Source organism: Mucilaginibacter sp., from assembly GCF_028288225.1.
Classification (GTDB): Bacteria; Bacteroidota; Bacteroidia; order Sphingobacteriales; family Sphingobacteriaceae; genus Mucilaginibacter.
Genome location: NZ_JAQBOC010000028.1, coordinates 90,037 through 107,087, shown reverse-complemented (window position 1 = coordinate 107,087; position 17,051 = coordinate 90,037). Strand labels below are relative to the sequence as shown.

Sequence of the window (17,051 nt, the reverse complement as noted above, 5' to 3'; positions counted from 1 at the left end):
TAGTGAATTAGTGATTTTTATATGGCCAATTTATTAAACCAATTTGCTTAAGCGATGTTAAACAATTCAATAAATCACCAATTCACTAAATCAATAATTATTAAAAGGCAAAGTTATTAAAAAAGCACTCAAAATAGCGTTAAGTATTGTATTGGTTATCCTATTGATACTTAGCATCCTGTTGCTCGTATTTCAATATAAGCCTGTACAAACCTGGGCCGCAAAAAAAGTGACAGGTTATCTTTCTGAAAAATTAAATACAAAGGTTGAGATCCAAAGCCTTTACATCAAGCCTTTTTCATCAGTGGTACTTGAGGGTTTCTACGTGCTGGATAAGCAAAAAGACACTTTATTAAGCACGCCAAAGCTTGAGGTAGAATTAAGCGGCTTTTCACTGTTTAACAGTATTAGCAAACGGGCAATTGATTTTAAATTGATCCGGTTGGATAACGGATCGGTCTATCTTAAAAAACAAAGCGACAGCACAACAAACCTTCAATTTATTATTGATAAATTAAGCGGCCCGCCCGATACAACTAAAACAAAAAGCAAACCCTGGCAGGTTGTGTTTGAAAAGATAGCCATCAATAACTTTCATTTCCGTTTTAAAAACATGCTGGTTGATACCCTTATTAAAGGGATAAATTTTGATGACCTGGATGTAAAACATTTTAGCGCCGTTGTTAAAAACATGGACCTGACCAACCATCTTTTTAAAGGAAATGTAACCAACCTTACACTTCGCGAAAAAAGCGGCTTCTACTTAAAAAAATTTAATGCGGATGCCACGGTTGATACTAACCAGATCCTGGCGCAAAACATGTTTGTTTTAACTAATCATTCAAGCCTTAAAAATTATTTCAGGATGAAGTTTAAATCATTTAATGATGTAGGCAACCATATTGAAGATAAGGTTTATATGGATGGCGACTTTAAATCATCAAAAATTTCATCTACAGACATTGCTTATTTTACCGATGGACTTGAATATGTAAAGTTTGACCTCGGTATTGACGGACGTATTAAAGGCTATGTAAATAATCTTAGAGCCAAAAACCTGACCGTTACCGGCGCTAAAGCAACTTATATAAGAGGTGATTTTAGTTTGAAAGGACTTCCTGACTGGGACAATACTTTCCTTGAACTGAATTTTGACCAGATAGCCACCAACAAGGCTGATCTTGATTTTCTGTACAGCAACTTTGTGGGAAAGCATTATGCTAAAACACCTGATATTATATCCAAATTCGGCAACGTTAATTTTTCGGGGCGGTTTACCGGCTTGCAGAATGATTTTGTGGCCTATGGAACATTTAAAACAAAACTTGGCCGGTTTGATTCTGACATCAACCTAAAAATAAATAAAGACGGCGTGCCGGCCTACAGCGGCAAACTGGATACCTATGCATTTGATCTGGGTGAATTGATCGATGAACAGGACCTTGGCCGGATTACCATGGTTGCTACTGTTAAAGGCCGTGGCGATGCACTTGAAACATTAAATGAAAACGTTGATGCTAAAATAAGTGAGCTGGCTTTTAAAGGATATAACTATCACAATTTAGCTTTAAATGGCAGCTTTATTAAAAAAGTAGCCAACGGTAAATTATCAATAAATGATAGAAAAATTAAGCTTAACGGAAACGGAAGTGTCGACCTGAACCCTGCATTGCCTGTTTACAGCTTTGCCGGAAATATTGAGAATGCAAAGCTGCATGATTTGAAGCTTTTGGATGATACCGTATCTTTCACCACCCAAATGAAAGCTAATTTCTCGGGCAATAACCTTACTAACTTAACAGGCGAGGCTTCTTTACAAAAGATTAGGGTAGTTGACCCGCGAAATAATTACGTGGTTGATTCTTTATACATATCAGCCAGCGGAAAAGGCAACCAAAGGGCCATCAATCTTAAATCTGATATTGCCGATGGGTATATAAAAGGCAGCTTTGACCTCGCAACACTTCCATCCTATTTTAAAACCATCGTTAAAAAATATGTCCCTTCATTAAAAACAGTCATAACTACACCAAAGCCGCAGGACTTTTCTTTCAACCTGAAGCTCAAAAATATTAGCCCTTTGATCGCCATTTTTATGCCCGATCTTAAAATTCCAGACCAGGGGACATTTGTAGGCGAATTTAATTCGGAGAAGAAAACGGCAACGCTTAACGCATACATCAAAACTATACAATACGGTAAAACCGTTTTTCATGATTTTATTATTGATGAAGGCACAAGCGAAGATTATTTGGGTTTAAACCTTTCATTAAGCAAGGTTAACATTACTGACAGCCTGTTTATTAAAAACATTACCGTTACCAATTTTTTAAAGAATGATAGTTTAAACTTCAACGTTAAGCTATCGGATAAAGATGCGATAAATCAGCTGGACTTATACGGGCTGGTGAATTTTGGGCGGGACACCACGGCCAAACTGCACATACTGCCATCTGATGTGATACTGGAGCATCAAAACTGGAAAATACTTGAAAAAGTAAGGGTAAAATTCCTGGACGGCAAAACGCAGGTACAAGGTTTTGAACTATCAAACGGACAGCAAAAAGTTAAGATAGATGGTTTTATTTCTGATAATCCTGCAGATAAGCTCAAGCTTACCTTCCAAAAATTCAACATGACTACCTTAAACCAGCTTACCAAGTCGGCGGGGATCCAGTTAAAAGGCTCGCTTAATGGCGATGTTAATTTAACTTCCATTATGAAATCGCCGGGGGTTGATGCCAAACTGGGCATTGATTCGCTGATAATGAACAAAACGCTGGTAGGCGATGTGAAGATAGAATCTACTTTGGGTAATGACCGCAAGCAGGCTGATGTAAATGTGAACATTAAAAACCGCGGCCTCGAAACTATGAATATTTCCGGCGTTTACCAGATTGGGCATGGTACAGAAGATAATCTTGATTTTGATGTAAACATGAACCAAACCGAGGCTATAATTTTTGAACCTTTTATAAAAGACCTGGTTTCGGATGTTAAAGGCACCGTTTCATCCAACTTAAAACTAACCGGTCCTGTTTCAAAACCTAAGCTAAACGGCAATGTTATATTAAATAATACGGGAGTTACTGTAAATTATTTAAAAACGCCCTTTACCGTTACGGATACTGTTGATGTTGTTAATAGCGTAGTAAAAATTAACAGCATGACCCTTAGGGATATTAAAAAGGGAACAGGTAATGTTACAGGCACCATTGACATGAACGATCTTGCCAATCCTGATATTGAAGTGGTTGTAAACGCCAGGAACCTGATGGCCCTGAATACCAATTTTAAAGATAACCACGTTTATTATGGCACAGCCTACGGCACAGGCAGGTTTAGCTTTAACGGGCCGGTTGACGATATGAAAATTGATATTAAAGCCAGCACCGAAGCAGGTACGATATTTAATATCCCGCTAAATACTTCAATGACAGTTAGCGATTACGATTTTATAAAATTTGTGAGCCATAATGACACCACAAAGGCAGGCCCTAAAACATTGGCTTTTAATGGGGTTACTTTAAATTTCGATCTTACTGTTGATGAAAAGACCACTGTAAAAATTACTACCGATTATGGCGTACTGGAAGGCAGCGGACAGGCAAAGGATTTAAAACTGAACATAAACAGCCTGGGTGATTTTGAAATGTTCGGCGACTTTTTAATTACATCGGGCAAGTTTGAGTTTACAGCAAAAAACTTTATCAGCAAAAACTTTACCGTAAACCAGGGCGGAACCATCCGGTGGACGGGCAACCCGTCAAACGCTTCCATAAACCTGAATGCCATTTATGAAGTGCGTACGGATATTCAGCCATTATACCAGGCTGCCGGTTCACAATCGCCAAAAGGACGGTCGCTGGAACTGGTACAGGCCGAATTGATATTAACTAAAACACTGTTACAGCCAACTATTGATTTCGACTTTAATTTCCCGCTCGATCCATCAATTAAAGATGACCTGAGCACATACCTGTCTGATAATAATAACCGCAGCCAGCAGGCGCTCAGCATTATTGTAAGGCGTAATTTTAGTAATGGGACCAACAACAATTTAACAAACCAGGTTTTGGGTACAGCCGGCGAGGCAGTTAGTGAATTTGCATTTAACAAGCTAAACAGCTTTATATCGCAATCAAACATAAAAAACCTGGATTTGAATATCCGGTCGTTTAATGATCTTGGTATATCATACAGGTTTAAGGACAGGTTGATACTTACAGGCAGCTTGTTTAACTCCACCTCAGGCAGCAGCGATCTTTTTAACAATAATACAAGCCTGTTTAATTCGAACTTTAGCCAGCTTACTAAAGATTTTGAAGCGCAATACCTTATCCGGAAGGATGGCAATCTTAGTGCAAGGTATTCATACCGGGTTTTAAACAGCACCACGTTAAACACGCTCCAGGATGCCCAATTAGGCGTTCAATACGTAAACGGTATAGGTTTAGTTTACCAGCGCGATTTTGACACTTTTGGCGAATTTATCAGGAACATATTCAGAAAAGGGAACAGGCCTAATGCACCCGTTAAACCTACACCGGTGCCGCCAACCACGCAAACACCGGCTGTTATAACCAAGCCCGATGACGAAGATCAGTGATCGCGCATAATTGCGTGATCCATCTTATCTCTTTTGGTTCTCAGGTAAGCCTCATTATGCGGATTTGATGCAATTTCGATAGGCACATTCTCTACCACTTCAAGCCCGTATCCTATCAAGCCGGCACGTTTTGTTGGATTATTGGTCATCAAACGCATTTTTGAGATACCCAGGCTGCGCAGTATTTGTGCTCCAACGCCATAATCACGCTGATCCATTTTAAAACCCAGCTCAATATTTGCCTCAACGGTATCCATGCCGTTTTCCTGCAGATGGTAGGCTTTAAGCTTATTGATAAGCCCTATTCCACGCCCTTCCTGGTTCATATATACAACTACCCCTTTGCCTTCCCTATTTATCATCTCCATTGCTTTATGCAGTTGCGGACCGCAGTCGCACCGGCACGAGCCAAAAATGTCACCGGTAACACATGAGCTGTGAACACGCACCAAAACAGGCTCACCGGGTTCCCAGCTACCTTTTACCAATGCTAAATGGTGTTCCCCGGTGTCTGCCTGCGTATAAGCTATCATATCAAAATCTCCCCATTGGGTTGGCATTTTTACAGATACATCTTTATGGACCAAAGTTTCGGTTGCTAACCGGTAAGCAATGAGGTCTTTTATTGAGATTATTTTAAGATCAAATTCTTTTGCCAAAGCTAAAAGCTCAGGTAAGCGTGCCATATCGCCATCTTCTTTCATTATTTCACAAATAACGCCTGCGGGTTCAAATCCGGCTAAAACAGCCATGTCAATAGCCGCCTCGGTATGACCGGTGCGGCGCAATACTCCACCATCTTTGGCAATCAGCGGGAACACATGGCCCGGCCGCCCCAAATCTTCGGGTTTTGTAGCGGGGTTAATTAGTGCCAGCGTAGTTTTTGAACGGTCAGAAGCCGAAATACCGGTGGTGCATCCCGCCAACAAATCAACCGAAACCGTAAAATTGGTTTCGTGCGATGTTGTATTGTGGCTAACCATGGGCTCAAGATCAAGCTCTTTAGCACGTTTTTTGGTAATTGGCGCACAAACCAGGCCACGCCCGTGGCGCACCATAAAGTTTATAGTTTCAGGGGTCGCATTGCGTGCAGCCGTTAAAAAATCTCCCTCATTTTCCCGGTCTTCATCATCAACTACTATAATTGTTTTTCCGCTTTTTATGGCTTCTACTGCTTCTTCTATTGTGTTTAACATTTATACAGTTTATTTGAATATGAACGCCGGTTAAAGCAACTCATAAACATTGTTTTTTGAACTTTACGCAAATTTAACTGTTAATAAGATCATTCCCGTCTGCGCTTTGTAAATTATGGTTAAGTTATAAGGGTTGTAAAATAAGTTGTAAGGGTTGTAAAAGTTGTAGTTGTTGTAAAGGTTGAATTATCTTAAACATTTACAGCTTACTTAAAGTAGTACGTTGTTTAATTAAATAGGTTGCCTGGTGGTGGTTGTAGTCGTTGTAAGGGTTGTAAAGGTTGAAGACATGTCCGCTTAGCGATTATCTTTTTAACTATTACAACCCTTATAACTTATCTCAACCACTACAACTTTTACAACCCTTACAACCTGTTTCAACTAACCACAACCTTCTTCTTAAATAACCTGGTAAAAAACCGCTTATAGCTCTCCATGTCAAATATTACAGAATCGGTAGCGGCCTTATAGGAAAGAAACATGCCTATTGGGGTAATAATAACAATTGCAACCCATGAACCAATAATTGGCGACAGATCCCCATCCTTAACTGCCTTTTCTCCAATAGTTGAAATGATATAATAGATCAGGAAAAAGATAACAGAAACTACAACTGGCAATCCCAGGCCGCCCTTACGGATAATTGCCCCAAGCGGAGCGCCAATTAAGAACAAGGCAATACATGCGGCAGAAAGTGTGAATTTTTTCTGGTATTCAAGCATAGCCCTGCGGATACTGTTATTCAAATCCTTATCCCTTTCCGACCTGCTTTTTAAAAGATCCTGTATCGAGCGTGCTTCGCTTGATGCATTTGCTACAGCACCTAACTGCTCATTAGTTTTTAAGTCGGCTATAGTTGCATCAGTGTGTTTTGCAACCAAAGCAGCATATTTTTTTACCGAATCGGGCTTGGGCGCAATTGAGTAATATTTAAAATAGGCTGTTATTAATTTATAATTTACGTTTAAGCCACTGTCAACCTGGCGCCGGGTAAAGTTTTCGTTAATTTTTAGCTGACTGAGGTTCATCATCTGGAAAGCGTTCTTAAACTCATTCTCATCCGTACGCTTCATTTTAAGGCCTGAGATATCAAATTTCTGCTCGGTTGCCTTAAAACGGTAGCGTGTTAGTATTTGACGGGTATTAAAATTCTCGCGACCATGATCTTCAGTATATCTTACACCATCTTTAAGCTTTAAAACAAGGAACTCGCCATTGGGCGTACGGTACATTTTCCCTTCTTTGGCTATTAAAACATCAGTATTATTTTCTGCAGCATTTTTTGAGTAGATCATAATATCATACAGGGTTTGCCCATCAGCATCCTTTCTTTTTACCCTGATAACATGCCCCGGAAAGCTGTTGCTAAATACGCCTTCCGGCAAAAAGTTAGCCGACTTTTGCTGGCGTGCATCATATAACAGGGAGAAATACTTCAGATTGGCAATTGGGAGCATATAATCCGAAAAAATAAAAGCCGAGATGCTTAAAACTGTTACTACCATAAGCATAGGATACATAGCGCGCCGCAACGAGATCCCGGCAGATTTAATGGCTACCAGCTCATAATTTTCGCCAAGGCTGCCATAGGTCATGATAGATGAAAGGAGCACTGATAAAGGCAGTGCCATGGCTACGTTGGTTGCAGATGCATACATCATCAGCTCGAGGATGATATACCATTCAAATCCCTTGCCAATAAGGTCGTCGACGTATTTAAATAAAAACAGCATCAGCAACACAAACATCACTATCAAAAACGTGACAATAAATGGCCTTATGAATGATTTAAGTAGTAAAAGATGTATTTTCTTCATAACCGGTTTTGCATAAACCATTTGCCATAACCTGCCGGCCTGGCACTTACATGCGTGTTTTATTGAACGTAATAACGGCGCATGATGGTTTTACCATACAAAAGTAGAGATATTTAAATTTTTTTTAAGCTCCTAAGGTGCTTATCAGGTATTTTATCTGGTTATCCCAAATCAGCCTGCGTTCGCCCATTGTATCATCACTGGCAAAATCGGTAATACTCAGGGCAACATCACTTGTAAGCTCATCCTGGATGATTTCCATCTCAAAAAAGTATGCCGGATCATCATCCACCCACCTGAATCTCACTAATTTGTTTTCTTTTATTGCTATTAGCTTGGCTGTTTGCTGCTCACCATCCCACGTAAAAGTATATACCTGGTCCCTTACACTTACATCATCAGCAAACCATTGTGTTAATCCATTGGGCTCATTCAGAAAGCTATACAGTATCCGGGGAGACGATTTTATCTCATACTCGATATTAAATTTCTTCTTTTCAGACATCTGGGTTTATTATTGAAATACTCGTAAAGCTGTAAATGTTAACATTTTTTCTAAAGAAAACGAATTTCTGCTATATTTGCAAACCTTTTTCAATGGGGTGGCGGGTTTGAGTTGTTAATATCACTTAATTAAGCCCAATAGCCTTTTTTGCTGAAAACAAAATAATCGGCGGGGTAGCTCAGATGGTTAGAGCGTAGGATTCATATCCGCTAATAAGCGGACGGCAGTTCTGGAAGTGATTAGTTGTTAAAAAAAATATTAACCCGGCGGGGTAGCTCAGATGGTTAGAGCGTAGGATTCATAACCCTAAGGTCGGCAGTTCGATCCTGCTCCCCGCTACAAGGCCACTCTTTCGAGTGGCCTTATTTGTTTATATTGTCTGCACATGTTTACTGTTTACGTCTTATACTCTCCGTCTTTCAAACAGATTTACATCGGTTTTACTTCCAGCTTTTAATAAAATTTCTGTTAAAGGCTTGGATACATGACCTGCGCCTCCTGTAACTACATATTTGCTCATAAATATTTTTTATGATGCAAAGTTACTCCCGGTCTGTTCCTGGGGACTGATACAGAAGTAGGAATATGTGAAACGTTTTTACGTAAGTATTGAGTTTTACGTTAATATAAGTTTATTCGACAAACGGTAATCACAGTGATGTTGATCTCCACTTTTGCTTATAGTATAGACTAAGTGTTATAAATAAAAATTTGGTCTAGTGACATATTCCTTGAAAAATAAAAATCCACGCAAATTAATTGGGTCGATTTGGAGTATTATGCATCGCGTAAAACAGATATTTTAAACCTATTTTAACTGCTTTTTTGCAGGGCCTCCATTGCAACAAGCAAACGCCCTTTTTGATGATCTGAGAGCGGTTTTTGATTTTTAATTTTGTGCATTTTTGGGTGTTTTTGGCAGAGTTTTGGCAGAGTTTTTTTACAATAAAATCATTAAAAATCGTTGTTTAAAACATTAAAAAGGCCATTTTTAAAGATGTCATAAAAACTGCTTTTTATAAAATTAGGTGATTTTTTTCAATTTTTCACCAAATTTCACCGTTTTTCACAGCAATTTTCGCCTGTTAAAAGCCCATTAAACCCTACATTTTCATGCCCGCCATGTTATCATTTCCATTTTTAAATATCGCTTCGCTGTTCAGTAAATAAGCGCCACTGGTCACAACAATATCACCGGAATTTAAACCGGAAAGGATAGGCACATAATTTGAGTTTCCAGCGCCCGGATTAATCATTTTAGGTGAAAAGCTGCCATCTGAATTTTTCACCCAAACCATACTGCCTTTACCACCTGTTAAAATAGCTGAAGCAGGTACGGCTAAAGAATGGTTATTACCATTTGTTATCGAGATATAAGCCATCATACCTGGCTTTATGAGTCCTTGTGGATTGGGAATACTGATTCTTATTAAATCCACTTTAGAGGCATCCGATAACTCAGGATTGATAAATGCAATTTTCCCATTTATAACCTGTCCGGCTAAATCCGGAAAGAAAACGCTCACCCTGTCATTTTCCTTGTAGGTACTTGTTTCACCGGCATAGATCTGTGCCTGTACCCATAAATTATTTAACGCCTGTGTTTTAAATATGGACATACCTTCGGTTACATAATCTCCCTCATGAACCGCTATGTCGCTAACAGTTCCACCGATCCTACTTAATACAATGGTTGATGCAGACACTTTCCCGCTGGCTGATAGACTTTTGATCTGGGCGGCTGACAGGCCCCACAATTGCAACTTATTTTCGGCTGCGCTGATTAGTTGTTGGTAATCCACATCGGGGTTATGCAGCACTTTTTGTTGCTGCTTTGCCAATAAATATTCTTTTTCTGCTTCCTGCAAATCTTCGCTGTAAATAGAATAAACTGGTTGGCCTACAGAAATTTTTTCACCTACTGTTCTTACAAATAGTTGCTGTATCCTTCCGGCTATTCTTGCGCTTAATTCTTCTGCTTTATTTTCATCGGTGGATACTGTTCCGGTCAATGTTTTGTCACTGCTTATATTTTCTTCGCGAACAGTATCCGTCTGTATACCGGCTAACTGGAGCTGTGTCGCCGTAAGGGTGATACGGTCTACAGTTTTATCACTTGTGCCGGTAAGTTCCACCTTAATCAGTTTCATACCGCATATCGGGCAATTGCCATCATGATCCTCATGTACCTGTGGATGCATGGAACAGGTGTAGTAAGCTTTGCTTTGGGTTTTAACTACTATTTGTTGCGGTTTTGGTTTACACGCCGCAAACAAAAGGGTACTTAGCAATACCAATAGTTTTATCTTATTCATCATTTTTCGTTTTAATGAAGCTCTCGCTGTCTGTTAAATATTGTGCATTAGCTGCCAGGCTATCCGTTGCCTGCAGTCCTTTAGTAATCAATATTTCATTGCCGTTTATCGCACCTGTTTTTACTTGTTTAGCATAAAAGGCCGGTCCATTTTTTAACCAAATAATTTGTGTCTGGCCTAAATCGACCAATGCAGTTCTTGGTATCCATAAGCCACTGGTTTTCCCGGTCTGAATTTCCGCCTTAACCAGGCTATTTACTTTCAACTCATGATCCATGTTATCCAGGTAGACGCGAATACTGGTTGTTTTATCACCGTTTTCTAAAACAGGTTCAATGAAATCCACCTTTCCGGTAACTGTCTTACCAGGCAGATCGGGCAATGTCATTGTTACTGGCTGGTTTAATTTTAACGCAACCATAGCTGATCGGTCAATTTTTATAATAGCCCAAAGCATGTGAGGATTGACCACGTTAAACAAACTCTGCCCTTTCTCAACATACATTCCTTCTTTGATCGAAAGCGGAAGATTATCAGCATAAGATGGTGGGGTTTCTGTAGCCGTGCTTCCCGGCATTTGACTGTGTGGCATATCATGTACATGGCCCTCATAAGGACTATAAACAGGAAGACCGTAAAATGGCTTGCCAGATTTTATAACCTCGTTAACCCGTTCATTGGTCATCCCTTCTAATAACAATTTCTGCTTTGCTGAATTTATTAAATCTGTTTCCTGTGCCGAGTTTTTTGTTAGGTAAATCAAGTCCTGCTGGGCTGTGACCATATCAGGACTATATATATCAAAAATGCGTTGCCCTTTATGTATTTCCTGAAAGGCAAATTTAATATACAACTTTTCAATTCTGCCTGAAAAACGTGATGCGATATTGTTAATATCGCGCGTATCAAAATCAAGATAGCCCTGCGCGGAAATGGTTATTGCCGCATCCTTTTGCTCAGGCATAATAGCTGCTACAGTAGAGATTACCGTAGAATTGACCGGCTGTAAAACCGTGTTCAAACTGATACCTGAACCTTCGCTGGCTTGCTCTGATTTTTTTACCAGTGTCATTCCACAAATCGGGCAGTTTCCGGGATGGTCCTCCAATATTTGCGGGTGCATTGGGCAGGTGTATTTTACATCACTTTTTGCCTGTACCGTGGCTTGTTGCTTTTTCTTGTCAGAACAAGCAGTAAGCAGCATAGTGCTTAACAGGATGCCAGTAAACATTATGCTAATTGCTTTCATTTTCTTTTTCATAAGTCACCTGTAAGGTTAAAAGTTCCTGTAAACGATCCAGATATGCCATACGGGCTATTTGTAGATCCTTTATGCCATTTAATACCGATGGCAAGTCGCCGGTATTCTGATCGTAGGCCAGTAAAGCGGTTTTATAGCCGTTTTGCAGGGCGGGAATAATGTTTTGCTGATAATTTTTTAGCTGTCGTTTTTTGCTGCCGATGTCAGTGCTTATTCCGGCTAACTGTCCGGCAGCCTGGTTAACCAGATCCAGTTTTTTCTGTTGTAGTTCTTCCACCTCATATTGAATACCTTTCAGATTGGCTTTATATTCTTTGGATACCCAGGGGACAATGGGTATGGTCACAGAGGCCATTAATATATACTGATTAGGATAACCGCCATAACTGAGCATGTGCGCTGCCTGGATACCAAAATCCGGTTTGCGTTTGCTGTATTCCATTTGCGCGTTGAGTCGCTGCAATTCAATATTCCGGTTGATGCCTTTAATGTCACTGCGGCCATTTGCAAGTGCCGAAGTATCGGTTATAGCCGTTTCATAATCCTTTAATATTAGGTTCGTATCCACTGAAAATGTCATCCGTTTATCTCTGTTCATCAGCGTATTAAGCATGATGTTCTTTTGAAGGATTTCGTTATTCAGCTGCTCGCGGGTATTGTCCAGTTCGTACAGGTCTGCTTTAGCCTTATAGATATTTGGAAGCTTTTCCTTTCCGTAGGTCAGGCGGATGTTAGCATCTTTCAGCATATATTCCAACAGGCTTTGGGTATTTTGCAATAAAGCCAGTTTCTTTTCCAGCACCACGAGCTCATAGTAATATTGCTTCGCCTGAGCTATCAACTGATTTTTCAAATAGTTCTTATCCTCGGTTGTTACTTTAGACAAGCCCTTCATATAATCTTCCTTTGCCCGGAGTTTAGCAGGATTAGTAAACATTTGTTCAGCCTGTATCATAAACGAACCTCCGTTCGGATTAAGTTGATAGGGCGTTTGATATTGTCCGGCACTAATTTTTGGCGCATCCAAACTTTTTGCCCCGGCTGCATATGCAGTTTGCGCACTAACTTTTGCATCATAAGCCTGTAACGCCGGATTATCTGCGACACGGGTTAAAACGCTATCCAAGGACAAATGCTGGGCTCTTACTGATAAGCTTGTAAAGCAGATTAGCAGGCTCACTATAATTTGATTTCTTGTTTTCATTATTCTTTTACCTCCAATACTTCCAGTTTGCCATGTTTCTTTAATTCATACTCCTTAACCATCAAAAAGATAAGCGGGGTAACTAATAAAATATGGGTGGAAGACGTTAATACACCGCCGATCATCGGCAATACGATAGGCAGCATTACATCACTACCTGTTCCGGTTGCCCAAAGCACGGGCACTAAACCAAACAAGGCCACGCATACTGTCATTAGTTTTGGCCGCAGGCGTTTTACAGCACCATTCATTACATAAACACGCAAATCCTCACGGGTGATAGTCTCTTTTGAATTTCCTTTTAAAGCGACGAGTTGCTGCATGGCATCATTCAGGTAGATCACCATTACAATACCCGTTTCCACGGCGATCCCAAAGAGCGCGATAAAGCCCACGGCTACGGCAACCGACAAATGAACCCCAAAAAAATACACCATATAAGCGCCTCCGATTAAAGCGAACGGGATTGAAATCAGGCTGAAAAATGCTTCACGGATAGAATGAAAAGCAAAATACAGGCAGCCGAAAATAATGATGAGTACAATGGGTAAGATCAGCTTTAGAGTATGTTCTGCACGGATCAAATTTTCATACTGCCCGCTCCATTCAATGTAATAACCTTTGGGCAGGGTCTTTACCATTCTGTTTAATCTTTCTTGCGCTTCCTTAACCGTACTGCCCAGGTCACGGTCACGAACATTGAACAAAACGGTGCCCCTTAACAAAGCATTTTCGGATTGTATCATAGCCGGTCCATCGCTGATCTTTATATCAGCAACTGAGGATAGTGGGACCGGACCGTTATTAGGTGTTTGTACCAACGTCCGTTTGATCGCCTCCAAATTACTTCGGTAACCCTGGGCCATACGCACATTCACGCTGAAACGCTGCCTGCCCTCTATTGTAGTAGTTAGATTCATACCGCCCAAAGCGCTTTCCACCACCTCATTCACGTCATCCACGCTTAAGCCATAACGGCCTATGGCATCTTTATTGACCTGTATATCCACATATTTACCGCCTGTTATCGGGTCAACATACATATCCTTAACACCGTTTAATCCTTGCAAAGCCTGTTTCATCTGATTGGACAAAGCATTGATGGTATCCAGGTTCTGTCCGTATACTTTAAGTCCAACATCTGTCCGGATTCCTGTGGATAGCATATTGATGCGGTTAATGATGGGCTGCGTCCAACCGTTCACTACGCCAGGTATTTGGAGCTTGGCATTGAGCTCATTGATGATGTCCTCCTTTTTTATGCCTTTGCGCCATTCGTCTTTGGGTTTCAGAAGGATGATCGTTTCTGTCATACTGATCGGTGAATTGTCTGTAGCAGTATTGGCGCGGCCAGCTTTTCCTAAAACGTTGGCTACTTCGGGTACGCTTTTAATGATCTTATCTTGTACCTGTAAAAGCTGTTTCGCTTCGGCGTTGGAAACATCGGGCTGGGTAACGGGCATGAAAAGTATAGTACCTTCATCCAGCGGCGGCATAAACTCACTGCCTAAAGAAAGCAGCAACGGGATGCTGATGAGCAAGGCAACAATATTGATGATTAGTGTTGTTTTTCGCCAGGTTACGCACCAGTTGAGTATGGGCCGGTATATTCGTTCCAGTCCACGGTTCAGCGGGTTGTGGTCATCCGTCCGTAATTTTCCTTTCAGGAAAAAGGAGATCAGTACCGGTGCGAGTGTTACGGCAAGGATGGCATCAATTGCCAGTATGAATGTTTTTGTCCAGGCCAGCGGACCAAACAACTTACCTTCCTGCCCCTCCAGTAAAAATACTGGCAGGAAGGATGCCACAATGATGAGTGTAGAGAAAAATACGCCACGCCCGACCTGTTTGCAGGATGCTTCTATAATTTTGATTCTTTCTGCTGTGGTCATGATCTTTCTTTTTGTTGTGCGATGGATAAATTCCTATGCGAGTTTTCAACCATGACGATCCCATTGTCTACAATAACCCCGATAGCTAAAGCGATCCCTGTTAAGGACATAATATTTGAACTGATGCCAAAGGCATTGAGCAGGATAAAGCTCGCGGCTATGGTGATAGGAATTTGGATAATAATACTTAGAGCGCTGCGCCAGCTAAACAGGAACAGGATAACGATGACCGACACGGTGATCATTTCCTCGATCAAGGTATGTTTGACAGAATTAACCGCATTTTCAATGAGTTCACTCCTATCATAGGCAATCTTAAAGTTAACACCCGCAGGTAACCCTTTTTGGATATCGCTCATTTTATCTTTTACCGCATGGATTACCTTATCGGCATTTTCACCGTATCGCATCACTACAATGCCGCCAACAGCTTCACCTTCGCCGTTCTGATCAAATATGCCGAGCCGTTCATCGCCACCCATCTGCACGGTTGCTATATCTTTTATTGTGACCGGTATAGTATTGTTTACGCCAACGGGGATGTTCTCTACGTCCTTTAGAGTTTTGATATAGCCCAATCCGCGCACAATGTAACCCGTTCCGTTCATTTCAAACTTGCGCCCGCCTACATCATTGTTATTGCTTTTTACTGCCTTTAATACCTGCGATAAGGGGATATTATAATAATTGAGTTTATGCGGGTCAATCGAAACCTGGTATTGCTTTTCAAAGCCGCCGAATGAGGCGACCTCGCTGACACCGGACACGGTTTGCAAGCCCAATTTTATGTACCAATCCTGTAGGGCACGCAGTTCACCAAGGTCGAATCCTTTGGCGTCCAAAGTGTACCATAAGATATGCCCAACACCTGTTCCATCAGGGCCTAATGTTGGTGTAATGCCCTGGGGTAATAAACGCTGTGCGTAGTTCAATCGCTCAAGTACCCGGCTTCGTGCCCAATATATATCAGCTTTGTCTTCAAAAACGATATAGACGAAACTCATCCCGAACATCGAGGTCGCCCTAATCGCTTTTACTTTGGGAATGCCCTGCAGGTTGCTCACCAATGGGTAAGTTACCTGGTCTTCCATAATCTGCGGGCTGCGGCCCTGCCATTCGGTGAACACGATCACCTGGTTATCTGACAAATCGGGAATGGCGTCTATCGGGTTCACGCTGACCGCATATGCCCCCCAACTAAAGAGAGCAACCGCTATCAGCAGAACGATATACCTGTTTTTTAAGGACAGGGTAATAAGTTGATTGATCATCTTAATGTGTTTTAATAAGCCCGTCCGCCGACTGGCGGACCGGGCTTAAATGAACTTCCCGCTTATTTTGCCGCTTTCTTTTTAGCAGGCTCTTTTTTAACTAAGGTCATACCGCAATTAGGTTTAGGGCATTTACCGGGTTTGTCGCTTAATACATCCGGGTGCATAGGACAGGTGTATTGCACTTTTGCAGGTTTAACCTTTTTGGTCTTAGTGGTATCTGATACCAAAGTTGTCGAATGGACAGCGAGCACACTCATGCCGGAAAACAATATGGCTATAGCCATCAATGTTACTTTTTTCATGGATTTTTAAATAGAGAATGGATAAATAGCATCAGGCTTTAGCAAGGCTAATGCGTTGATTATAAATTAAACTGATGAATTTAAAACTATGGGCTAGCCGGTACAGAATGTACGGCTAATAGGAAAAGTACAAATCAGATTCTGTAAGCGCAGTTCAGGGTATAGACAGGTATATCTGAATGTCCCGGTGGGGCATTTCCCTTATAAACTATTTGCGTATGTAATATACTGACAACAGGTTCATTGACCAGGCTAATAAATGATGGGACTATTGCTGGTACAGGTAGGTTCAAAGAAATAGAAACAGCACTAAAGTGGCTATCCTTTACTTTGAAACTTTGTTTTTGATGGTCGCAGCACTTATCCTTTTTGCCTGTCTGGCCGGTGTTATCGCCAGCACCATAGGTATAGGTTACCGAAGCTAACTTTCCGCAGCAATAGAAACGATCAACGCTCATACCCATGCAGGATACGATGTAGATAGCCGTTAATAAAATGAGCACGGGACGTTTCATTAGTACAAATATAATAAAAGTATACGTTTTGCGGATTAATATAGTTGTAAGCCGCCCCGGTTTAGAGGCGGCTTGTTATATGATTATAATTTACATATGGTCTTACAATTACCGGATGCCTTGCAGGTTTTGCTGCAATAATCCTTGCAGTTTGGCCCGCA

The 17,051-nt window shown here is 41.0% G+C and carries 11 protein-coding genes and 1 tRNA gene; 2 read left to right on the top strand and 10 right to left on the bottom strand.

The annotated features are described in order from the left end of the window. Positions 1 to 151 precede the first annotated feature (151 nt). Positions 152 to 4,609 (top strand): translocation/assembly module TamB domain-containing protein, encoded by a 4,458-nt coding sequence (locus JWQ54_RS08475; RefSeq protein WP_299583025.1) that lies wholly within the window; start codon positions 152 to 154, stop codon positions 4,607 to 4,609. Here the strand turns inward: JWQ54_RS08475 and JWQ54_RS08470 are convergent. The 3 genes from JWQ54_RS08470 to JWQ54_RS08460 form a co-directional block, all read right to left on the bottom strand. After that, entirely contained in the window at positions 4,603 to 5,805 is a 1,203-nt protein-coding gene (locus tag JWQ54_RS08470; protein WP_299583022.1) for a bifunctional 3,4-dihydroxy-2-butanone-4-phosphate synthase/GTP cyclohydrolase II, read from the bottom strand. The two genes, JWQ54_RS08475 and JWQ54_RS08470, sit on opposite strands and share 7 nt — an antisense overlap. Positions 5,806 to 6,182: 377 nt before the next feature. After that, positions 6,183 to 7,622, bottom strand: coding sequence for an LptF/LptG family permease (locus tag JWQ54_RS08465; RefSeq protein ID WP_299583019.1), 1,440 nt, complete (start codon positions 7,620 to 7,622; stop codon positions 6,183 to 6,185). A gap of 124 nt (positions 7,623 to 7,746) precedes the next feature. Then, a complete protein-coding gene (locus JWQ54_RS08460) occupies positions 7,747 to 8,127 on the bottom strand; it encodes an START-like domain-containing protein (RefSeq protein ID WP_299583016.1) in 381 nt (126 codons plus the stop codon). A gap of 265 nt (positions 8,128 to 8,392) precedes the next feature. Here JWQ54_RS08460 and JWQ54_RS08455 point away from each other — a divergent pair. Beyond that, positions 8,393 to 8,466 (top strand) — tRNA-Met (locus JWQ54_RS08455). 764 nt (positions 8,467 to 9,230) lie between these two features. Here the strand turns inward: JWQ54_RS08455 and JWQ54_RS08450 are convergent. The 7 genes from JWQ54_RS08450 to JWQ54_RS08420 form a co-directional block, all read right to left on the bottom strand. After that, entirely contained in the window at positions 9,231 to 10,442 is a 1,212-nt protein-coding gene (locus JWQ54_RS08450) for an efflux RND transporter periplasmic adaptor subunit (protein WP_299583014.1), read from the bottom strand. Further along, entirely contained in the window at positions 10,435 to 11,703 is a 1,269-nt protein-coding gene (locus tag JWQ54_RS08445; protein ID WP_299583012.1) for an efflux RND transporter periplasmic adaptor subunit, read from the bottom strand. Before JWQ54_RS08445 ends, JWQ54_RS08450 begins: the two co-directional genes overlap by 8 nt. After that, complete coding sequence (locus JWQ54_RS08440) at positions 11,678 to 12,907, bottom strand: TolC family protein (RefSeq protein ID WP_299583010.1); 1,230 nt, start codon at positions 12,905 to 12,907, stop codon at positions 11,678 to 11,680. The genes JWQ54_RS08445 and JWQ54_RS08440 overlap by 26 nt, the downstream gene beginning before the upstream one ends. Further along, positions 12,907 to 14,799 (bottom strand): efflux RND transporter permease subunit, encoded by a 1,893-nt coding sequence (locus JWQ54_RS08435; RefSeq protein ID WP_299583008.1) that lies wholly within the window; start codon positions 14,797 to 14,799, stop codon positions 12,907 to 12,909. Before JWQ54_RS08435 ends, JWQ54_RS08440 begins: the two co-directional genes overlap by 1 nt. Next, positions 14,796 to 16,070, bottom strand: a complete 1,275-nt coding sequence (locus tag JWQ54_RS08430) for an efflux RND transporter permease subunit (RefSeq protein ID WP_299583005.1) — start codon at positions 16,068 to 16,070, stop codon at positions 14,796 to 14,798. The genes JWQ54_RS08435 and JWQ54_RS08430 overlap by 4 nt, the downstream gene beginning before the upstream one ends. 62 nt (positions 16,071 to 16,132) lie before the next feature. Then, the gene (locus tag JWQ54_RS08425) at positions 16,133 to 16,375 is read right to left on the bottom strand and encodes a heavy metal-binding domain-containing protein (RefSeq protein ID WP_299583001.1); all 243 of its coding nucleotides are present in this window, start codon (positions 16,373 to 16,375) and stop codon (positions 16,133 to 16,135) included. 134 nt (positions 16,376 to 16,509) lie between these two features. Next, on the bottom strand, positions 16,510 to 16,890 hold the full coding sequence (locus JWQ54_RS08420) for a hypothetical protein (protein WP_299582998.1): 381 nt from the start codon (positions 16,888 to 16,890) through the stop codon (positions 16,510 to 16,512). Positions 16,891 to 17,051 lie beyond the last annotated feature (161 nt).